Raw genomic sequence first — 17,376 nt, forward strand, 5'->3', positions numbered from 1 at the left:
AAAAAAATGAACAGTACTCACCCACACCTGCGGGCGGTGAACTGGAATCAGATTGAAGATGAAAAGGATCTTGAAGTCTGGAACCGCCTTACTGCTAACTTCTGGCTGCCGGAAAAAGTGCCTTTATCAAATGATATTCCGGCTTGGCAAAGCCTGAGCCGCGATGAGCAGCAGCTGACTATCCGGGTTTTTACCGGCCTGACGCTACTCGATACGTTACAAAATACCGTTGGCGCTCCGGCATTGATGAACGATGCAATTACGCCACATGAAGAGGCAGTGTTTTCGAATATCAGCTTTATGGAAGCGGTGCATGCCCGCTCATACAGTTCGATTTTCTCAACCTTATGTCAGACGCCGGACGTTGATGCGGCCTATGCCTGGAGTGAAGCAAATACGGCTTTACAACAAAAAGCCCGCATTGTGTTAACGCATTACCACGCAGAAGATCCCCTGAAGAAAAAAATCGCCAGCGTGTTTCTGGAGTCCTTTTTGTTTTACTCCGGTTTCTGGCTACCGATGTATTTCTCAAGCCGCGGCAAGCTGACTAATACCGCCGATTTGATACGTCTTATCATTAAAGATGAGGCGGTACATGGTTATTATATTGGTTATAAATATCAAAAAGGATTGCAACAGGCTTCCAGTGAAAGGCGCGAAGAACTTCAGCAATTTGCTATTACTCTGCTGATGTCGCTGTATGAGAATGAGCTGGTGTATACCGACGAACTCTACGCCGATGTTCCCTGGGCGGAGGACGTGAAAAAGTTCTTACATTATAACGCCAACAAAGCATTAATGAATCTTGGCTATGACCCGCTCTTTCCACCCGATATGGCTGATGTTAATCCGGCTATTCTGGCGGCGTTGTCACCAAATGCCGATGAAAACCATGATTTCTTTTCTGGTTCCGGATCATCCTATGTAATGGGAAAAGTCGAAGAAACCCAGGACGAAGATTGGGCATTTTAAACCGGTCAATGCGGCGGATAATTCAAACCGCCGCTTCTGCCATTTAGCTTCATTATTACTATCCTATTCAGCCAGTCAATCTTATTAATTTCGCAAGGAAACTTAATCAGCACCAGACAAAATATCACTCCCTGCCCCACAGGGCTCTCTTCTCACATGAGGATGATGAGAAATTTTCCTTATGAAAATATCCCAACCTGAAATAAATAATATCATTTCCTGCCAGCCCCCATGATTACTGACTCTAACGACATTTCGTCATCAGCCCACAGGTAAAATAACGAAATGTCAAGGGTTGCCATCAGAATTCAATATGCTAGGGTTATAGCCACTTAATTTTCATCTGAGAAAAACAAAAAGCAGACATTATTACCCTTAACCAGGATTTTATTATCGAATGACGATTAAACTTGAAGTTAAGAATGTATATAAAGTATTTGGAGACCATCCGGAACGCGCGTTTAAGCATATCAAAAAAGGTATCAGCAAGGAGGCATTACTGGAAAAAACCGGGCTGTCACTTGGCGTTAAAAATGCCAGTCTGGCCATTGAAGAAGGCGAGATTTTTGTCATCATGGGATTATCCGGCTCAGGAAAATCCACCATGGTTCGCCTTCTCAATCGTCTGATTGAACCTACCCGAGGCCAGATAATTATTGATGGACAGGATATTGCAAAAATATCTGCCAGTGAATTACGAAATCTGAGACGAAATAAAATCAGCATGGTATTCCAGTCATTCGCACTGATGCCCCATATGACGGTAATAAATAATGCTGCCCTCGGCATGGAATTAGCGGGAATACCAACAGAGCAGCGACGCAAAAAAGCTCTGGAAGCCTTACGCCAGGTGGGACTGGAAAATTATGCCGAGGCTTATCCCGATGAACTTTCTGGCGGTATGCGCCAGCGTGTTGGTCTGGCAAGAGCCTTAGCAATTAATCCGGATATCTTATTAATGGACGAAGCTTTTTCTGCCCTCGATCCCTTAATTCGTACCGAGATGCAGGATGAATTAATTAACCTGCAATCCCGCCACCAGCGTACCATCGTTTTTATTTCTCATGACCTTGATGAAGCCATGCGCATTGGTGATCGTATTGCCATTATGCAGGCTGGTGAAGTCATTCAGGTCGGCACGCCGGATGAGATACTGAATAATCCTGCTAACGATTACGTTCGTACATTCTTCCGTGGTGTGGATATCAGTCATGTATTCAGCGCCAGAGATATTGCACGGCGTAATGCCTCCGCGCTGATGAGAAAATCCCCCGGTTTTGGACCGCGCTCGGCAATTAAAGTATTGCAGGATGAAGACCGCGAATTCGGTTATATCCTCGAACGCCAGCAGTTTGTTGGCGTTGTCTCCATCGAATCACTGAAAGCGGCACTGGCGGCTGGCGGCGGTCTTGAACACGCGCTGCTAGCAGAACCGGCCCCGGTGGCGGCAGACACCTCTCTCAATGACCTTCTTTCTCACGTTGCCCAGGCGCCCTGTGCGGTGCCGGTAACGGATGAAGACAATCGTTACGTCGGCATTATTTCTAAAGGCATGTTATTGCAGGCACTGGATCGCGAGGGAGCTACCAATGAGTGAACAGCATACTAACCCATGGCAGAGCGCGCCGGCGGATAATCAGCCTTCAGCGGCAGAGACGTCAGCCAGTCAGAGCAACGATACCTGGTCCAGCGCCGGGTCGACCACCAGCGACGCGACGGGTAATAGCGCGGGTCAGCATGCCAATAGCGCTAATGCCTGGAGCGGTGCCGACACCGGCGCCAGCAGTAACAGTGACTGGCTGAACAGCGCCCCTGCACCTCAGCCTGAACACGTTAATCTGATGGACCCGTTCCATAAAACACTGATCCCCCTCGACCACTGGGTAACCGACGCCATCGACTGGATAGTGTCGCATTTTCGCCCGCTGTTTCAGGGTATCCGTGTGCCGGTTGACTATATTCTCAGCGCCTTCCAGCACCTGCTGATGGGCATGCCGGCACCGGTGGCCATCCTGATTTTCGCCCTCATCGCCTGGCAACTGGCCAGTCCGGCCATGGGGGTAGCTACCCTGCTTTCCCTGATAGTCATTGGGGCGATTGGCGCATGGTCGCAGGCCATGGTAACCCTGGCCCTGGTGCTCACCGCGCTGCTGTTTTGCATCGTTATTGGTCTGCCAGCCGGAATATGGCTGGCACGCAGCGAGCCGGCAGCACGGATTATCCGTCCGCTGCTGGATGCCATGCAGACCACGCCAGCCTTCGTATATCTGGTGCCGATTGTCATGCTGTTTGGCATAGGTAATGTACCAGGCGTGGTTGTGACCATTATTTTTGCCCTGCCGCCGGTAATTCGCCTGACCATCCTCGGTATCAGGCAGGTACCGGCAGATTTGATTGAAGCCGCCGAAGCCTTTGGCGCCAGCCCCCGCCAGTTACTGTTTAAGGTACAGCTGCCTCTGGCGATGCCTACCATAATGGCGGGTATTAATCAGACACTGATGCTGGCGCTGTCTATGGTGGTAATCGCTTCAATGATTGCCGTCGGCGGGTTAGGTCAGATGGTGCTGCGCGGTATCGGTCGCCTTGATATGGGGCTGGCCACCGTCGGCGGCGTCGGCATCGTGATTCTTGCCATTATTCTTGACCGTCTGACCCAGTCTCTCGGTCGTGATAGCCGCAGCCGGGCTAACCGCCACTGGTATACCTGCGGCCCGATAGGCCTGCTGCTGCGGCCATTTATTCGCTAATTATCCGACGGCGTCACCCTGACGCCGTCAGCGTCCCATGCACTGACAATCACTCATCAAGGAGAGGTTATGCGTAAGACTGCTTTCATCGCTGCCGCACTGACGTCGCTGGCAACGTTATCCGTTGCCGCTGCCGACCTGCCGGGTAAAGGCATCACGGTAAAACCGTTACAAAGCGCCATCGCGGAGGAGACATTCCAGACGCTTCTGGTCAGCCGCGCCCTGGAAAAACTGGGTTACAGCGTAGAGAAACCCGGCGAAGTGGATTACAACGTTGCTTACACTACCATCGCCTCTGGCGACGCAACTTATATCGCCACTAACTGGAAACCGCTGCATGATGATATGTATGCCGCCGCCGGTGGTGACAACACATTTTATCGCCAGGGAACCTATGTTCAGGGAGCGGCTCAAGGTTATCTGATCGATAAAAAAACCGCTGAAAAATATCACATCAGCAATATCGCTCAGCTTAAAGATCCCAAACTGGTGAAGCTGTTCGACACCAATGGTGACGGTAAAGCCGACCTGACCGGCTGCACACCAGGTTGGGGTTGCGAAGCTGTCATCAATCATCAGATAAAAGCCTATGGTCTGAGCAACACCGTTGAGCATAATCAGGGTAATTATTCAGCAATGATTGCCGATACCATTACGCGATTTCGCCAGCACAAACCGGTACTTTATTATACGTGGACCCCATATTGGGTAAGCGATGTACTCAAACCGGGTCAGGATGTGGTGTGGCTGCAGGTTCCCTTTTCATCATTGCCGGGTAAACAAAGCGGCATAGACACCAAATTGCCAAATGGCGCTAACTATGGTTTCCCGGTTAATACCATGCATATTGTCGCCAATAAAGCATGGGCCGGGAAAAATCCGGCCGCCGCCGCCCTGTTCGCCGCGATGAAACTGCCACTGGCGGATATCAATGCTCAGAATGCGCGGATGCACGAGGGGCAGTCATCAGAAGATGAGATTAACGCCCAGGTTGATGGCTGGATCAAAGCTCATCAGGCGTTATTCGATAAGTGGATTAACGACGCGCTGGCTGCGGCCCGATAACCCGCAGATTTATTCTGCCAGTCAGATAAGCGACCCTGCGGTCGCTTTTTTTATGTCTGAATGGCACAGGGGCAGGAAAGCTGTTGAACTTAGGTTGAAAATCCCCCGGACCGTCTTATGCAAGCAAAAAAAGCGTAAAACTCAGATTTATCAGGCTCTGTGAGCTGTTATCCACTCATTTGGTCTGCTATTGTTATGCAAACACTTATTCACAAATGTTATCTTTTCTGATGAAATTATTTTTCAGCTAACGAGAACCGTTATCGCCTGTTGGTGGTGAAACATTGGGAACTGAATCCCGCGTTTGGCTACCAGGCATTAACCTGCGACCTGCCGTCGGGTTGCATTGTGTGTCGGGTTAGGGAGTGACCCGGTTATCCGGATGGTGAGATATGTCGCATCAACAGGTTGTTTAGCATGGCATCCTGCAACGCGCCGGCATCCATCATCATTACTACCTGTTGCCACAAGTGAGGTCTTCTTATAATGGAAAGCTCGTTTACTCCCATTGAGCAAATGCTAAATTTTCGCGCCAGTCGCCATAAAGATTTTCCTCTGAAAGAGATTATGCTGACTCGTTTATGTATGCACATGCAAAGTAAGCTTTTGGAAAATCGCAATAAAATGCTAAAAGCTCAAGGAATCAACGAGACACTCTTTATGGCACTCATCACGCTCGATGCGCAGGAAGATCAGAGTATTCAGCCTTCCGAACTGAGTTCTGCCCTTGGCTCTTCACGTACCAACGCAACCCGTATTGCCGACGAACTGGAAAAGCGTGGCTGGATTGAGCGACGCGAAAGCGATAACGATCGCCGCTGTCTGCATCTCCATCTGACGGCTAAGGGCAATGAATTTTTACAACAGGTTTTGCCTCCGCAGCATCAAAGCCTGCAACTGCTGTGGGATTCACTGCATGAGAGTGAAAAATTGCAGCTGGAAGCAATCACCCGTAAGCTATTGAATCAACTTGATAAGATGGAAGAAAAGGACGTTATCAACAACCTGTCACGTTAATCAAACGTCAATAGTGTCGTCACAGCTGCTTGCAATAGCATATTGTGCGACATATTTTTTCTTACAAGTCGCTATGTTAACTCCCCAGATTTCACTTCTTATGCCAGCGCAGTCGCGCTGGCATTTTTCGCGCCGGATATTTGAATAAGGATGTTCTCTCCGGGTAATAAGCAAACAGGAGAGTACAATGAGTGAGAATGCGGACAGGCAAAAACCGCAGCAGCCTCCGGCTAACAAAAGAAAACGTAAGCGCCTGCTGATGTTACTGTCAGTGCTGTTTATTTTCATTGCTATCGCCTGGTTAGTTTACTGGTTTCTGGTACTCAGGCACTTTGAAGAAACTGACGACGCCTATGTGGCCGGTAATCAGGTTCAGATAATGGCTCAGGTTTCAGGCAGCGTTGATAAAGTGGTTTTTGACAACACTGACTTTGTTAAAAAGGGTGATGTACTGGTTACACTCAACCAGACCGATGCATTACAGGCCGTCGAAAAAGCGAAGACCGCACTGGCAACCAGCGTCCGTCAGACTCACCAGCTGATGATTAACAACAAACAATATCAGGCCAATATTGAACTGAAGAAAACCGCGCTGGATCAGGCAGAAGCCGATTTGCGTCGGCGAGTACCTCTTGGCAGTGCCAATCTGATTGGTCGCGAAGAACTTCAGCATGCCAGAGATGCTGTTGCCAGCGCAAAAGCGCAGCTGGAAGTGGCCGTTCAGCAATATAACGCCAACCAGGCGATGGTGCTTGATACCTCGCTGGAAAAGCAGCCGGCAATTCAACAAGCCGCCGCCAGCCTGCGCGATGCCTGGCTGGCATTGCAACGGACACACATCGTCAGCCCGGTGGACGGTTATGTTTCGCGCCGCAGTGTTCAGGTTGGTTCTCAAATCTCCCCTTCCACCGCGTTGATGGCGGTGGTTCCCGCTAACGGATTGTGGATTGATGCGAATTTCAAAGAAACCCAACTGGCAAAAGTGCGCATCGGGCAGGCCGCCACAGTGGTCAGCGATATTTATGGCGATGACGTGGTTTACCATGGCAAAGTTGTCGGCCTGGATATGGGTACCGGTAGCGCCTTCTCACTGTTGCCGGCACAAAACGCAACCGGAAACTGGATTAAAGTTGTTCAGCGCCTGCCGGTGAGAATTGAGCTGGACCCACAGGAACTGCAAAAACATCCGTTACGAATTGGCCTGTCAGCATTGGTAAATGTCGACACCACCAATATGCAAGGTGCCGTGCTGGCTACCCGCGTTCGTGATACACCGGCCTATAGCAGTAATGCGCTGGCGCTTGATTTAACGCCGGTGGATCAGATGATCAGCGAGATTATTAAAGCCAATGCGGGTTAATCACGCGGGAGGTTGTCATGCAGCAAAAACCGCTTGAAGGAATGCCGCTGGTTCTGATGACCATCGCCCTGTCCCTGGCGACTTTTATGCAGGTGCTGGACTCCACCATTGCCAACGTTGCGATCCCTACCATTTCAGGAAACCTCGGGGCGTCTAACTCGCAGGGGACCTGGGTGATTACCTCGTTTGGCGTGGCAAACGCAATTTCCATTCCTATCACCGGCTGGCTGGCGAGGCGTATCGGCGAGGTAAAACTGTTTATCTGGTCAACCGGCGCCTTTGCCGTGGCTTCCTGGTTATGCGGTATTTCGGAAAGTCTGACTACTTTGATTTTATTCCGTGTCATTCAGGGTATCGTTGCCGGTCCGCTGATCCCGCTGTCACAAAGTCTGTTGCTGAATAACTACCCGCCAGCAAAGCGCAGTATTGCGCTGTCTCTGTGGGCAATGACCGTGATTGTTGCACCGATTTGTGGCCCGATTCTCGGCGGCTGGATCAGTGATAATTATCACTGGGGCTGGATTTTCTTTATCAATGTCCCTATTGGTATCGCGGTGGTTCTGCTGACGCTGCAAACGCTACGTGACCGCGAAACCACCATTGCTGTGACGCCGATTGATAAAGTGGGTCTGGCTCTGCTGATCCTTGGTGTAGGGTCACTGCAGGTGATGCTGGATCGCGGTAAAGAACTGGACTGGTTCAGCTCACCCGAAATCATCGTGCTAACGGTGGTAGCGGTGGTGTCATTGCTGGTACTGCTGGTGTGGGAACTGACGGATAAACACCCGATTGTTGATCTGTCATTGTTTACCGGGCGGAATTTTACCATCGGCTGCCTGTCAATCAGTCTTGCCTATATGCTTTACTTCGGCTCAATTGTCCTGTTGCCCCAGCTGCTGCAGGAAGTCTATGGCTACACCGCCACCTGGGCAGGTCTGGCATCGGCTCCGGTTGGCATCATTCCGGTGATACTGTCGCCAATTATCGGCCGGTTTGCCCATAAGCTGGATATGCGCCGACTGGTGACCTTCAGCTTTATCATGTATGCCGTCTGCTTTTACTGGCGCGCCTACACCTTTGAACCTGGAATGGATTTTGGCGCATCGGCCTGGCCGCAGTTCATTCAGGGTTTTGCGGTGGCCTGTTTCTTTATGCCGCTGACAACCATCACCCTTTCTGGTTTACCACGCGAACGTATGGCGGCGGCCTCCAGTCTGTCCAACTTTGTCCGCACGCTGGCGGGATCAATTGGCACCTCAATAACAACCACTATGTGGACAGATCGTGAGTCGATGCATCATGCCCAGCTAAGCGAATCGGTCAGCCCTTATAATCCGAATGCGCAACAGATGTATGATAAGTTGCAGGCAATCGGGATGAGCCACGATCAGGCATCGGCCTGGATTGCCCAGCAGATCACCAATCAGGGTCTGATTATTTCGGCTAACGAAATCTTCTGGGCCTCCGCTGGGGTCTTTCTGGTTTTGTTGGTGCTTATCTGGTTTGCCCGCCCACCATTCGGTTCTGGCGGCGGCGGCGGTGCACACTGATCGCTAATAAAAAAGCCGGATGCTGACAACATCCGGCTTTTTCGCTCTATGGCATACAGGTATGGTTAATCAGTGATTCTGACGCCACCACTCCGCCAGCAGAATACCGGTAGCTACCGACACATTGAGGCTCTCTACATGGCCGGTACCGGTGATAGAAACCGCCAGGTCACCCTGCTGAAATACGCTGTCAGACAAACCATCCCGCTCCTGCCCCAGCACCAGCACCATTTTCTGTGGCAGCGCTGCCTCAGTGAGTGCCACGCCCTGATGGCTGGAAGTGGTGACGATGGTGTAACCCGCTTTGCGGAAGCTATCGAGACCTGCCTTAAAATCGCCGGCGTCAATCGCTTGTACATGTTCCGCACCGCCTTCTGCGGTACGCACCGCCGCACCGGATTCCAGCACTGCGGCATCATCAACCAGCACTCCTTTGACGCCAAAATGCGCGCAGCTGCGCATAATTCCACCAATATTGTGCGGATTGCCAATATCTTCCAGCGCCAGTACGCAGTCCTGTTCCTCTGCCTGTTGCAGCCAGCTGGCAACCGGCATGCCAACGCGCTTTTTAATCAGAAAGCAAACGCCGCCATGATGTTCGGTTCCGGACGCTTTGGTCAGCTCTGCGTCATCCACCACATGGTACGCCTTACGATTAGCCGCCAGCCATTTCAGCGCATTGCGAAAACGCGGGGTGACGCTCTGAATAAACCAGGCGCGGACAATAGCTTCAGGCCGGCTGCTGAACAACGCCTGACAGGCATTTTCACCATAGACCCGGGTTTCTTCCAGACGCTGACGACGCAACTGTTCGGGATCAATAAAACTTTTACCACTGATCCCCAGATGGTCAGGTTTATTCTCCTCAGCAGAAGCAGGGGCACGGCTAACGGTACGCCATGGCGAAGAGTCGTGCTTATCGTTACGTTCACGCGTACTCCGCCCTTTATTGTCACCCACGCGAGCAGAATGCCAGCCACTCTCCTTTTCCTGGCGCGATCCTCCTTTGCCGGTACGCGGATTCTGCCCACGGTTTTCTTTTTCATCATCACCGCGGACATACATCACTTTAACCTTGCCACTTTTACCCTTCAGCTCATCGTTCATCAATTCCCCCTCCTGCTGAGCGCGCAGCGCGCAGATTACCTGATGTTTCCCGAGTTAGCTATCACCTTTAGCTAAAAGCTAGTGGCTATTATAACCATTGAGCGAATCGCATTGTTGCTGCCATAGCCGGGGGGCATACTGTCGGCTTATAAAGTAAAAAACGGCTTTTCACAGTGATACTACGCCGATGAGGTAAATCATGAACACAGTCTGTCCTTCCTGTCAGACGACTAACCGCCTGCCCGATAGCCACACGCATCAGGGGGCAAAATGCGGACGTTGCAGCGCGGCGCTGTTTAGCAAACACGTGATTAACGTCACGACCGCTACGCTGGATAAATTTTTACAGGACGAACTGCCGGTTGTCATTGATTTCTGGGCGCCGTGGTGTGGCCCCTGCATCAATTTTGCGCCGGTTTACGAAGCGCTGGCCGCCGAACGCTGTGGAGAAATCCGTTTTCTTAAAGTTAATACTGAAGCAGAACCGGCGCTGAGCAACCGCTTTCGAATCCGCAGTATCCCGACCATTATGGCGTTCAGACAGGGGGAAATGGTCGATATGCTCAATGGCGCCATGCCCAAAGCGCCTTTTAGTGCCTGGCTGGATGAAACGCTCTGAACTGGCCGTTTTGCTGATATTTCAGCTAGAATAGCGTTTTTAGCCTGTATTGATGATGACTGAAAACGCCGTTCTCCGCCTGCGAGCAGAGCGCATGGCACGCGCTACCCGTCCCTTTCTTGCCAGAGGACACCGGGTGAAGCGTTGTCAGCGCTGCCTGCTACCCGAAATACACTGTCTGTGTGCTGGCATCATCACCCAGTCGGCACGCAGCCGCTTTTGTCTGGTGATGTTCGATACAGAACCGATGAAACCCAGTAATACCGGGCGTTTGATTGCAGATATTCTGCCCGATACCTGTGCGTTCAGCTGGTCACGTACCGCAGTCGATGCGCAATTGCTTAAACTCATTAATCATCCTAGTTATCAGCCGTTTGTGGTCTTTCCCGCCAGCTATGCCTGCCCCGAACGTCAGGTGGCGCTGAGTCCGCCAACCCAGGGTAATCCCCCGCTGTTTATTATGCTCGATGGTACCTGGAACGAAGCTCGTAAAATGTTTCGTAAAAGTCCCTGGCTTGACGACTTTCCGGTTATCTCGCTGAATGTCACTACCCCTTCAGCCTATACCTTACGTGCAGCACATGCCCCCGGTCAGCACTGCACGGCTGAAATTGCTATCGCCCTGCTGGCACAGGCAGGTGATAACGCGGCAGCACAAGGACTTTCACAACATTTCATGTTATTTCGCGACCGCTATCTCGCCGGAAAACCGTTTCATCCTGCGCATTTCACGGAAAAAGCTGGCGAAAAAGTTTAAAATCAACCTGATTACCTTCATCAGGAGCGCTCTAATGAGTCAACGCGGGCTGGAAGCACTACTCAGACCTAAATCGATTGCCGTCATCGGTGCCTCAGCCAAACCGCAGCGTGCCGGCTGGCTGATGATGCGTAATCTGCTGGACGGTGGTTTTCAGGGACCGGTTTTGCCGGTTAATCCACGCTACAAAGCCGTGTGTGGCGTGCTCGCCTGGCCCGACATTGCCAGCCTGCCTTTGGCCCCCGATCTGGCGGTTATCTGCACTAATGCCAGCCGTAATCTTTCGCTGCTTGAGGCGCTGGGCGAACGCGGTTGTAAAGCAGCAATTATCCTCTCAGCCCCCTGCACACAATGGGAAGCACTGCGCCTCTGCGCGGCGCGTTTTCAGATGCGCTTGTTAGGGCCAAACAGCCTCGGTCTGCTTGCCCCGTGGCAAGGGCTTAATGCCAGCTTTTCCCCGGTGCCCATCCTGCCGGGTAAGGTGGCCTTTATTTCGCAGTCAGCGGCCGTTGCTAATACCATTCTTGACTGGGCGCAGCAACGTCAACTGGGGTTTTCCTGGTTTATCGCGCTGGGTGACAGCCTGGATATTGATGTTGATGATTTGCTGGACTTTCTGGCTCGCGATGGCAAAACCACGGCTATCCTGCTGCATCTTGAAAATCTCAGCGATGCACGCCGTTTTGTCTCTGCGGCGCGTAGTGCATCACGCAATAAACCCATTCTGGTGATAAAAAGCGGTAACAGTCCGCAGGCACAGCAGTTGCTCCGCACGCCCTCAGGCATGGACGCAGCGTGGGACGCCGCTATCCAGCGCGCCGGCCTGCTGCGAGTCCGCGATACCCATGAACTCTTTTCCGCCGTCGAAACCCTCAGTCATATGCGCCCGCTACGCGGCGACCGGCTGATGATAGTCAGTAACGGTGCGGCGCCGGCTGCGCTGGCACTTGATGCACTTTATGCCCGTAATGGCCAGCTGGCACAACCCGATGCCGCATTGTGCAACGCGTTAAGCTGCGCGTTACCTGAAGATATCCTGATCACAAATCCACTGAATCTTCAGGATGATGCTACGCCGGAACGCTATCTGTCAGCGATAAATGCACTGCTTGACAGCCATAATTTTGACGCTCTGATGATTATTCATGCACCCAGTGCCGCCGCTCCGGCAACCCCAACGGCAACAAGACTCATTGAACAAATCAATACCCATCCGCGCAGTGCACAGATAACCCTGCTGACCAACTGGTGCGGAGAATACTCTTCTCAGGAATCACGCCGGCTGTTCAGCGAAGCCCGCATTCCAACTTACCGTACGCCTGAAGGAACCATCAGCGCCTTTATGCATATGGTTGAATATCGGCGTAATCAGCAGCTACTGCGGGAAACACCGGCATTACCCCCTTCACTGATGCAGGACACGGCCCAGGCCCACTCCCTGATAACCCAGGCGCTGGAAACCGGCAATCTGTCACTCGACACGCACGAAGTACGGGATATCTTTCAGGCTTACGGCCTGAGCGTACTGCCAACGTGGATTGCCAGTGACAGCGTTGAAGCCGTGCAAATTGCCAATCAGATTGGCTACCCGGTAGCACTTAAGTTGCGTTCGGTGGATATAGCCCATAAGTCTGAGGTTCAGGGGGTCATGCTTTATTTGCGTACCGCAGAAGAGGTTCAACATGCCGCCGATGCCATTCTTGACCGTGTCAGGCAGACCTGGCCGGCGGCTCGTATTCAGGGGTTGCTGGTGCAAAGTATGGCAAACCGGGCAGGCGCCCAGGAACTACGAATTCAGGTCAGACCGGACCCGGTATTTGGCCCGCTTATTCTGCTGGGGGAAGGAGGATCGGACTGGGTGCCTGAACAACAGGCGGTGGTGGCGCTGCCACCGTTAAATATGACCCTGGCACGCTATCTGGTTATTCAGGCCATTGACGGTGGCAAAATACGCAGCCGCAGCGCATTACAACCTTTGGATATCACCCAGCTCAGCGAAGTGCTGGTTAAGGTGTCTCATCTGATTATTAACTGTCCGCAGGTCAATGAACTGGATATTCATCCGCTGCTGGCGGGTGCGGGTGTCTTTACCATGCTGGATGTGACCATGACCCTGCATCCTTTCAGTGGCGATGCGGATGCCCGTCTGGCTATCCGCCCTTACCCCCACCATCTGGAAGAACAGGTCACGTTGAAAAACGGCCTCAACTGCCTGTTCCGACCGATTCTGCCAGAGGATGAACCCCTGTTACGCCGTTTTATCAGCCAGGTCACAAAAGAAGATCTTTATTACCGTTACTTCAGTGAAATCAATGAGTTCACCCACGACGATCTGGCCAATATGACACAAATCGACTACGATCGGGAAATGGCAATTGTGGCAGTAAGAGAGTGGCAGCATCAACCGGAGATCATTGGCGTCACCCGGGCAATTTCCGATGCCGATAATATTGATGCTGAATTCTCTGTGCTGGTTCGCTCTGACCTTAAAGGATTGGGTATGGGGCGCAGGCTGCTGGAAAAAATGATTGCCTATACTTATGAACATGGTCTGAAACAGCTAAACGGTATTACGATGCCACACAATCAGGGCATGATAGCGCTGGCCCGTAAGCTCGGATTCAGCGTCGATATTCATCTGGATGATGGCATTGTCGGCCTTTCACTGTCGCTGACTAAAAAATCGGCGGAATCTTTCGAAACGTAAATCACAGGCCTTTGCGCCAGACTAATGATACTATTTGCAGTCAGGCTTATGATTTTGTGGCAAAAGAGGCCGTTTATGAACAGAGAAGAAGCGCATTGTGATGTTGACCAGACTCAAGCGTAATAAACACCAACAGCACCTTGCCCAACTGCCTAAATTGGCACAATCTGCAGCAGCGTTTTCCACACTTTATTCCGCTGCAGATTTTCGTCTGGCTTTGCTGGATAAAATTGCTGGCGCCAGACAGCGTATCTGTATTGTCGCGCTTTACCTGGAAAATGATGATGGCGGTCGGGCCATTCTTGCTGCCCTCTATGCGGCTAAACAGGCGCGTCCTGAACTGGATATCTGTGTACTGGTCGACTGGCACCGGGCACAACGTGGGCGCATCGGCGTCAGGCAGGGCGTCACTAACGCTGACTGGTATTGCGAAATGGCCCGTCAGCATCCCGACACGGAAGTGCCGGTTTATGGCGTACCGGTGAACACCCGTGAGGCTCTCGGTGTCCTGCATCTTAAAGGTTCAATTATTGATGATACCGTGATTTACACCGGTGCCAGTCTGAATGATGTCTACCTGCATCAGCACGATAAATATCGTTACGATCGCTATCAGCTTATCAGCAATCCCTCACTGGCCGACACCATGACAACCTGGGTCCGTCATCACCTGATTGAAGCTGAAGCGGTTCACCGTCTTGACCGTACCGAGCGGCCGAAAAGCCCCGAAATCAAAAACGAAACCCGCCAGTTCCGCCAGGACCTGCGCGGCATTGATTACCGCTTTCAATCCACTGCGGATAATAACACGCTGTCTGTCACGCCGCTGGTTGGGCTTGGCAAACGCAGCTTATTAAATAAAACCATTTATCATCTGATGCCCTGCGCGACCAACAGGCTCACTATTTGTACCCCTTACTTCAATCTGCCGGCCATCCTGGTGCGCAATATTATCGGCCTGTTGCGTCAGGGAAAACAGGTTGAAATTATTGTCGGCGACAAAACCGCCAACGATTTTTATATTCCTCCGGACCAGCCATTTAAAATTATTGGTGCACTGCCTTATCTCTATGAGATTAATTTGCGCCGCTTCCTGAGCCGGCTGCAGTATTTTATTAACAGCCAGCAACTCACCGTGCGCCTGTGGAAAGATCAGGAAAACAGCTATCATCTGAAAGGTATCTGGGTCGACGACGAGTGGATGCTGATTACCGGTAATAATCTTAATCCTCGCGCCTGGCGACTGGATCTGGAAAACGCAATCCTGATCCACGATCCACAGCATCAGCTTAGTGAGCAACGCAGCCGGGAACTGGAGCTTATTCGCACACATACCACCATTGTGCAGCATTTTCGCGATCTGGAAAGTATCGCGGACTACCCCGTGAAAGTTCGCAAATTAATTCGACGGCTGCGGCGTATTCGTATCGATAAACTGATCAGCCGTATTCTTTGAAATTAAGCCCCGCTTTACCCGGGGCTTTTTTATGGAGTTATTATGCGATTTTGCTGGCTGTTGGTAATTCTGGGCTGTTCTGGCTGTAGTCATATGGCCAATGATAACTGGACAGGAAAAGATAAAGCAGAACACTTTATTGCTTCCGGCCTGCTGAGTGCTGCAGGCAGCGAATACAGTCAGCATCAGCACATGAGCAACAGCCGCAGTGCAAGCTTTGGCCTGCTCTTTTCTTTAAGCCTTGGTGCGGCAAAAGAGGCTTATGATAGCCGCCCTTCCGGCTCAGGATGGAGCTGGAAAGACTTTAGCTGGGATGTAGCCGGTGCGGCCACCGGCTACACGCTGTGGCGTCTTAGTCAGTAATTACAGTTTCAGCCCGTGTCCCCGGCGATGCAGTAGCAGTGATACCAGAAATGCCAGCGCGCCCATTGCCGAAACATACCAGAAAAAATGCGTCTCACTGCCTGCCGATTTCAGCGACAGCGCCACATACTCCGCCGAACCGCCAAATATCGCATTCGCCAGAGCATACGATAACCCCACGCCCAGTGCCCGGACCTCCGGGGGAAACATTTCCGCTTTGAGAATACCGCTGATAGCGGTGTAGAAGCTGGTAATCAACAGTGCCAGCATCACCAGCGCAAACGCTATCCACGGACTGGTTACGTTCTGCAGCAACGTCAGGATCGGTACGGTACATAGCGCCGATAATCCGCCAAAGATCAGCATTGAACTACGGCGGCCTATTCTGTCAGACAGCCCGCCAATAATCGGTTGCAACAACATAAAAATAAACAGTGCCCCCGTCATCAGGCCACTGGCAGTTCTGGCATCCATCCCTGATGTATTGACCAGATACTTTTGCATGTAAGTCGTGAAAGTATAAAAACTCAGCGATCCGCCGGCGGTAAATCCCAGCACCATCAGGAATGCCCGACGATGCTTCCACAGGCCGCTTAGCGTACCGGCGTCTTTACGCGCACGGGTTTGTTGATCAGAGGTTTCATTTAATGCCCGACGCAACAACAGGGCTACCACTGCTAATAATGCGCCGATAAAAAAAGGAATACGCCATCCCCAGCGTTTCAGGTCTTCATCATCTAGCATAAATTGCAGAATGACCACCGTCAGCACTGCCAGCAACTGCCCGCCAATCAGCGTGACGTACTGAAAGGAAGCATAGAATCCTTTTTTCCCTTCTTGCGCCACCTCACTCATATAGGTTGCGCTGGTACCATACTCACCGCCGACGGACAATCCCTGAAACATTCTTGCCAGCAGGAGAATAACCGGTGCGGCAACGCCTATCGACGCGTAACCCGGCAGGCAGCCGATAACCAGTGAACCAAAGCACATCATAAACACCGAAATCAGCATGGACTTTTTCCGGCCATATTTATCGGCAATGAAACCAAATAACCAGCCGCCAATCGGCCGCATCAGAAAGCCCGCAGCAAAAACGCCCGCTGTTTTTAATAACTGGGTGGTACTGTCTCCGCTGGGGAAAAATACCTGGGCAAAATAGAGAGAGAAAAAGGAATAGACGTAAAAATCGAACCACTCAACCAGATTACCTGAAGAAGCGCCAAAAATTGCCCAGATACGTTGTCGCACGCTGAGTTGTGTCAGATCATCCGTTTGCGTATGCTCAGTCACCGCTTTTATATTAGTCACTTCCACCATTGTTCTACCTCTGCTCGTTCCCTGCTGATAATCAGCCAGATGAATAGGAAGCGATCAGTAAAGCCTGGCTTCTGGCTTTCAATGAAATATTTTATGACAACAGCGGCCAATTTTGTGAACCTGACGTGGTTATTACTGTTTCAGACATCCTGGTTCAGCAGAAACAAAAAAGCCCCATGCTTGCGCACGGGGCTTGTTCGTTTTATTTAATGCCTGGCAGTTCCCTACTCTCGCATGGGGAGACCCCACACTACCATCGGCGCTACGGCGTTTCACTTCTGAGTTCGGCATGGGGTCAGGTGGGACCACCGCGCTAAAGCCGCCAGGCAAATTCTT

14 protein-coding genes and 1 rRNA gene are annotated in these 17,376 nt (G+C 51.6%); 12 read left to right on the forward strand and 3 right to left on the reverse strand.

Annotated features, from left to right (window positions below):
* Window positions 1-6 precede the first annotated feature (6 nt).
* From nrdF to emrB, 7 genes are all read left to right on the forward strand, one after another.
* Window positions 7-972, forward strand: a complete 966-nt coding sequence (nrdF, locus tag BL249_RS17175; RefSeq protein WP_099706772.1) for a class 1b ribonucleoside-diphosphate reductase subunit beta — start codon at window positions 7-9, stop codon at window positions 970-972.
* A gap of 397 nt (window positions 973-1,369) precedes the next feature.
* On the forward strand, window positions 1,370-2,569 hold the full coding sequence (gene proV, locus BL249_RS17180; RefSeq protein WP_099706771.1) for a glycine betaine/L-proline ABC transporter ATP-binding protein ProV: 1,200 nt from the start codon (window positions 1,370-1,372) through the stop codon (window positions 2,567-2,569).
* Window positions 2,562-3,719 (forward strand): glycine betaine/L-proline ABC transporter permease ProW, encoded by a 1,158-nt coding sequence (gene proW, locus BL249_RS17185; protein ID WP_099706770.1) that lies wholly within the window; start codon window positions 2,562-2,564, stop codon window positions 3,717-3,719. Before proV ends, proW begins: the two co-directional genes overlap by 8 nt.
* A 69-nt stretch (window positions 3,720-3,788) precedes the next feature.
* Entirely contained in the window at window positions 3,789-4,784 is a 996-nt protein-coding gene (proX, locus tag BL249_RS17190) for a glycine betaine/L-proline ABC transporter substrate-binding protein ProX (protein WP_099706769.1), read from the forward strand.
* Between the two features lie 486 nt (window positions 4,785-5,270).
* Window positions 5,271-5,801 carry a transcriptional repressor MprA gene (gene mprA / locus BL249_RS17195; protein ID WP_099706768.1) on the forward strand — a complete coding sequence of 177 codons (531 nt, stop codon included), beginning with the start codon at window positions 5,271-5,273 and terminating at the stop codon, window positions 5,799-5,801.
* A 187-nt stretch (window positions 5,802-5,988) separates the two neighbouring features.
* Window positions 5,989-7,161: a multidrug efflux MFS transporter periplasmic adaptor subunit EmrA gene (emrA, locus tag BL249_RS17200; RefSeq protein WP_099706767.1), complete on the forward strand. Its 1,173-nt coding sequence runs from the start codon at window positions 5,989-5,991 to the stop codon at window positions 7,159-7,161.
* A 17-nt stretch (window positions 7,162-7,178) separates the two neighbouring features.
* A complete protein-coding gene (gene emrB, locus BL249_RS17205) occupies window positions 7,179-8,711 on the forward strand; it encodes a multidrug efflux MFS transporter permease subunit EmrB (RefSeq protein WP_099706766.1) in 1,533 nt (510 codons plus the stop codon).
* A gap of 69 nt (window positions 8,712-8,780) precedes the next feature.
* Here the strand turns inward: emrB and BL249_RS17210 are convergent, their stop codons facing one another.
* Window positions 8,781-9,818, reverse strand: coding sequence for a tRNA/rRNA methyltransferase (locus BL249_RS17210; protein WP_099706765.1), 1,038 nt, complete (start codon window positions 9,816-9,818; stop codon window positions 8,781-8,783).
* Between the two features lie 199 nt (window positions 9,819-10,017).
* Here BL249_RS17210 and trxC point away from each other — a divergent pair, with 199 nt between their 5' ends.
* The 5 genes from trxC to BL249_RS17235 all read left to right on the forward strand — a co-directional run bounded on the left by trxC (window position 10,018) and on the right by BL249_RS17235 (window position 15,720).
* The gene (gene trxC, locus BL249_RS17215; RefSeq protein ID WP_099706764.1) at window positions 10,018-10,437 is read left to right on the forward strand and encodes a thioredoxin TrxC; all 420 of its coding nucleotides are present in this window, start codon (window positions 10,018-10,020) and stop codon (window positions 10,435-10,437) included.
* A gap of 55 nt (window positions 10,438-10,492) precedes the next feature.
* On the forward strand, window positions 10,493-11,194 hold the full coding sequence (locus BL249_RS17220) for a tRNA-uridine aminocarboxypropyltransferase (RefSeq protein ID WP_099706787.1): 702 nt from the start codon (window positions 10,493-10,495) through the stop codon (window positions 11,192-11,194).
* Window positions 11,195-11,228: 34 nt separating this feature from the next.
* On the forward strand, window positions 11,229-13,901 hold the full coding sequence (locus BL249_RS17225; RefSeq protein WP_099706763.1) for a bifunctional acetate--CoA ligase family protein/GNAT family N-acetyltransferase: 2,673 nt from the start codon (window positions 11,229-11,231) through the stop codon (window positions 13,899-13,901).
* 100 nt (window positions 13,902-14,001) lie between these two features.
* Window positions 14,002-15,357 (forward strand): CDP-diacylglycerol--serine O-phosphatidyltransferase, encoded by a 1,356-nt coding sequence (gene pssA, locus BL249_RS17230; RefSeq protein WP_099706762.1) that lies wholly within the window; start codon window positions 14,002-14,004, stop codon window positions 15,355-15,357.
* A 42-nt stretch (window positions 15,358-15,399) separates the two neighbouring features.
* A complete protein-coding gene (locus tag BL249_RS17235; RefSeq protein WP_099706761.1) occupies window positions 15,400-15,720 on the forward strand; it encodes a YfiM family lipoprotein in 321 nt (106 codons plus the stop codon).
* Here BL249_RS17235 and BL249_RS17240 read toward each other — a convergent pair whose 3' ends face one another.
* Both BL249_RS17240 and rrf read right to left on the reverse strand, forming a co-directional pair.
* Window positions 15,721-17,040, reverse strand: a complete 1,320-nt coding sequence (locus BL249_RS17240; protein ID WP_099706760.1) for an MFS family transporter — start codon at window positions 17,038-17,040, stop codon at window positions 15,721-15,723.
* 211 nt (window positions 17,041-17,251) lie between these two features.
* Window positions 17,252-17,367 (reverse strand): 5S ribosomal RNA (rrf, locus tag BL249_RS17245).
* Between the last annotated feature and the right edge of the window lie 9 nt (window positions 17,368-17,376).

This window comes from Erwinia sp. OLFS4, from assembly GCF_002752165.1.
In the GTDB taxonomy this organism is placed as follows: Bacteria; Pseudomonadota; Gammaproteobacteria; order Enterobacterales; family Enterobacteriaceae; genus Izhakiella.

Excerpts from the sequence above, each read along its gene's own strand:
- emrA (WP_099706767.1), top strand. The coding sequence starts at position 5,989 with ATGAGTGAGAATGCGGACAGGCAAAAACCGCAGCAGCCTCCGGCTAAC.
- BL249_RS17210 (WP_099706765.1), bottom strand. The coding sequence starts at position 9,818 with ATGAACGATGAGCTGAAGGGTAAAAGTGGCAAGGTTAAAGTGATGTAT.
- nrdF (WP_099706772.1), top strand. The coding sequence starts at position 7 with ATGAACAGTACTCACCCACACCTGCGGGCGGTGAACTGGAATCAGATT.
- BL249_RS17225 (WP_099706763.1), top strand. The coding sequence starts at position 11,229 with ATGAGTCAACGCGGGCTGGAAGCACTACTCAGACCTAAATCGATTGCC.
- proW (WP_099706770.1), top strand. The coding sequence starts at position 2,562 with ATGAGTGAACAGCATACTAACCCATGGCAGAGCGCGCCGGCGGATAAT.
- pssA (WP_099706762.1), top strand. The coding sequence starts at position 14,002 with ATGTTGACCAGACTCAAGCGTAATAAACACCAACAGCACCTTGCCCAA.
- BL249_RS17235 (WP_099706761.1), top strand. The coding sequence starts at position 15,400 with ATGCGATTTTGCTGGCTGTTGGTAATTCTGGGCTGTTCTGGCTGTAGT.
- BL249_RS17220 (WP_099706787.1), top strand. The coding sequence starts at position 10,493 with ATGACTGAAAACGCCGTTCTCCGCCTGCGAGCAGAGCGCATGGCACGC.
- trxC (WP_099706764.1), top strand. The coding sequence starts at position 10,018 with ATGAACACAGTCTGTCCTTCCTGTCAGACGACTAACCGCCTGCCCGAT.
- emrB (WP_099706766.1), top strand. The coding sequence starts at position 7,179 with ATGCAGCAAAAACCGCTTGAAGGAATGCCGCTGGTTCTGATGACCATC.
- BL249_RS17240 (WP_099706760.1), bottom strand. The coding sequence starts at position 17,040 with ATGGTGGAAGTGACTAATATAAAAGCGGTGACTGAGCATACGCAAACG.
- proX (WP_099706769.1), top strand. The coding sequence starts at position 3,789 with ATGCGTAAGACTGCTTTCATCGCTGCCGCACTGACGTCGCTGGCAACG.
- mprA (WP_099706768.1), top strand. The coding sequence starts at position 5,271 with ATGGAAAGCTCGTTTACTCCCATTGAGCAAATGCTAAATTTTCGCGCC.
- proV (WP_099706771.1), top strand. The coding sequence starts at position 1,370 with ATGACGATTAAACTTGAAGTTAAGAATGTATATAAAGTATTTGGAGAC.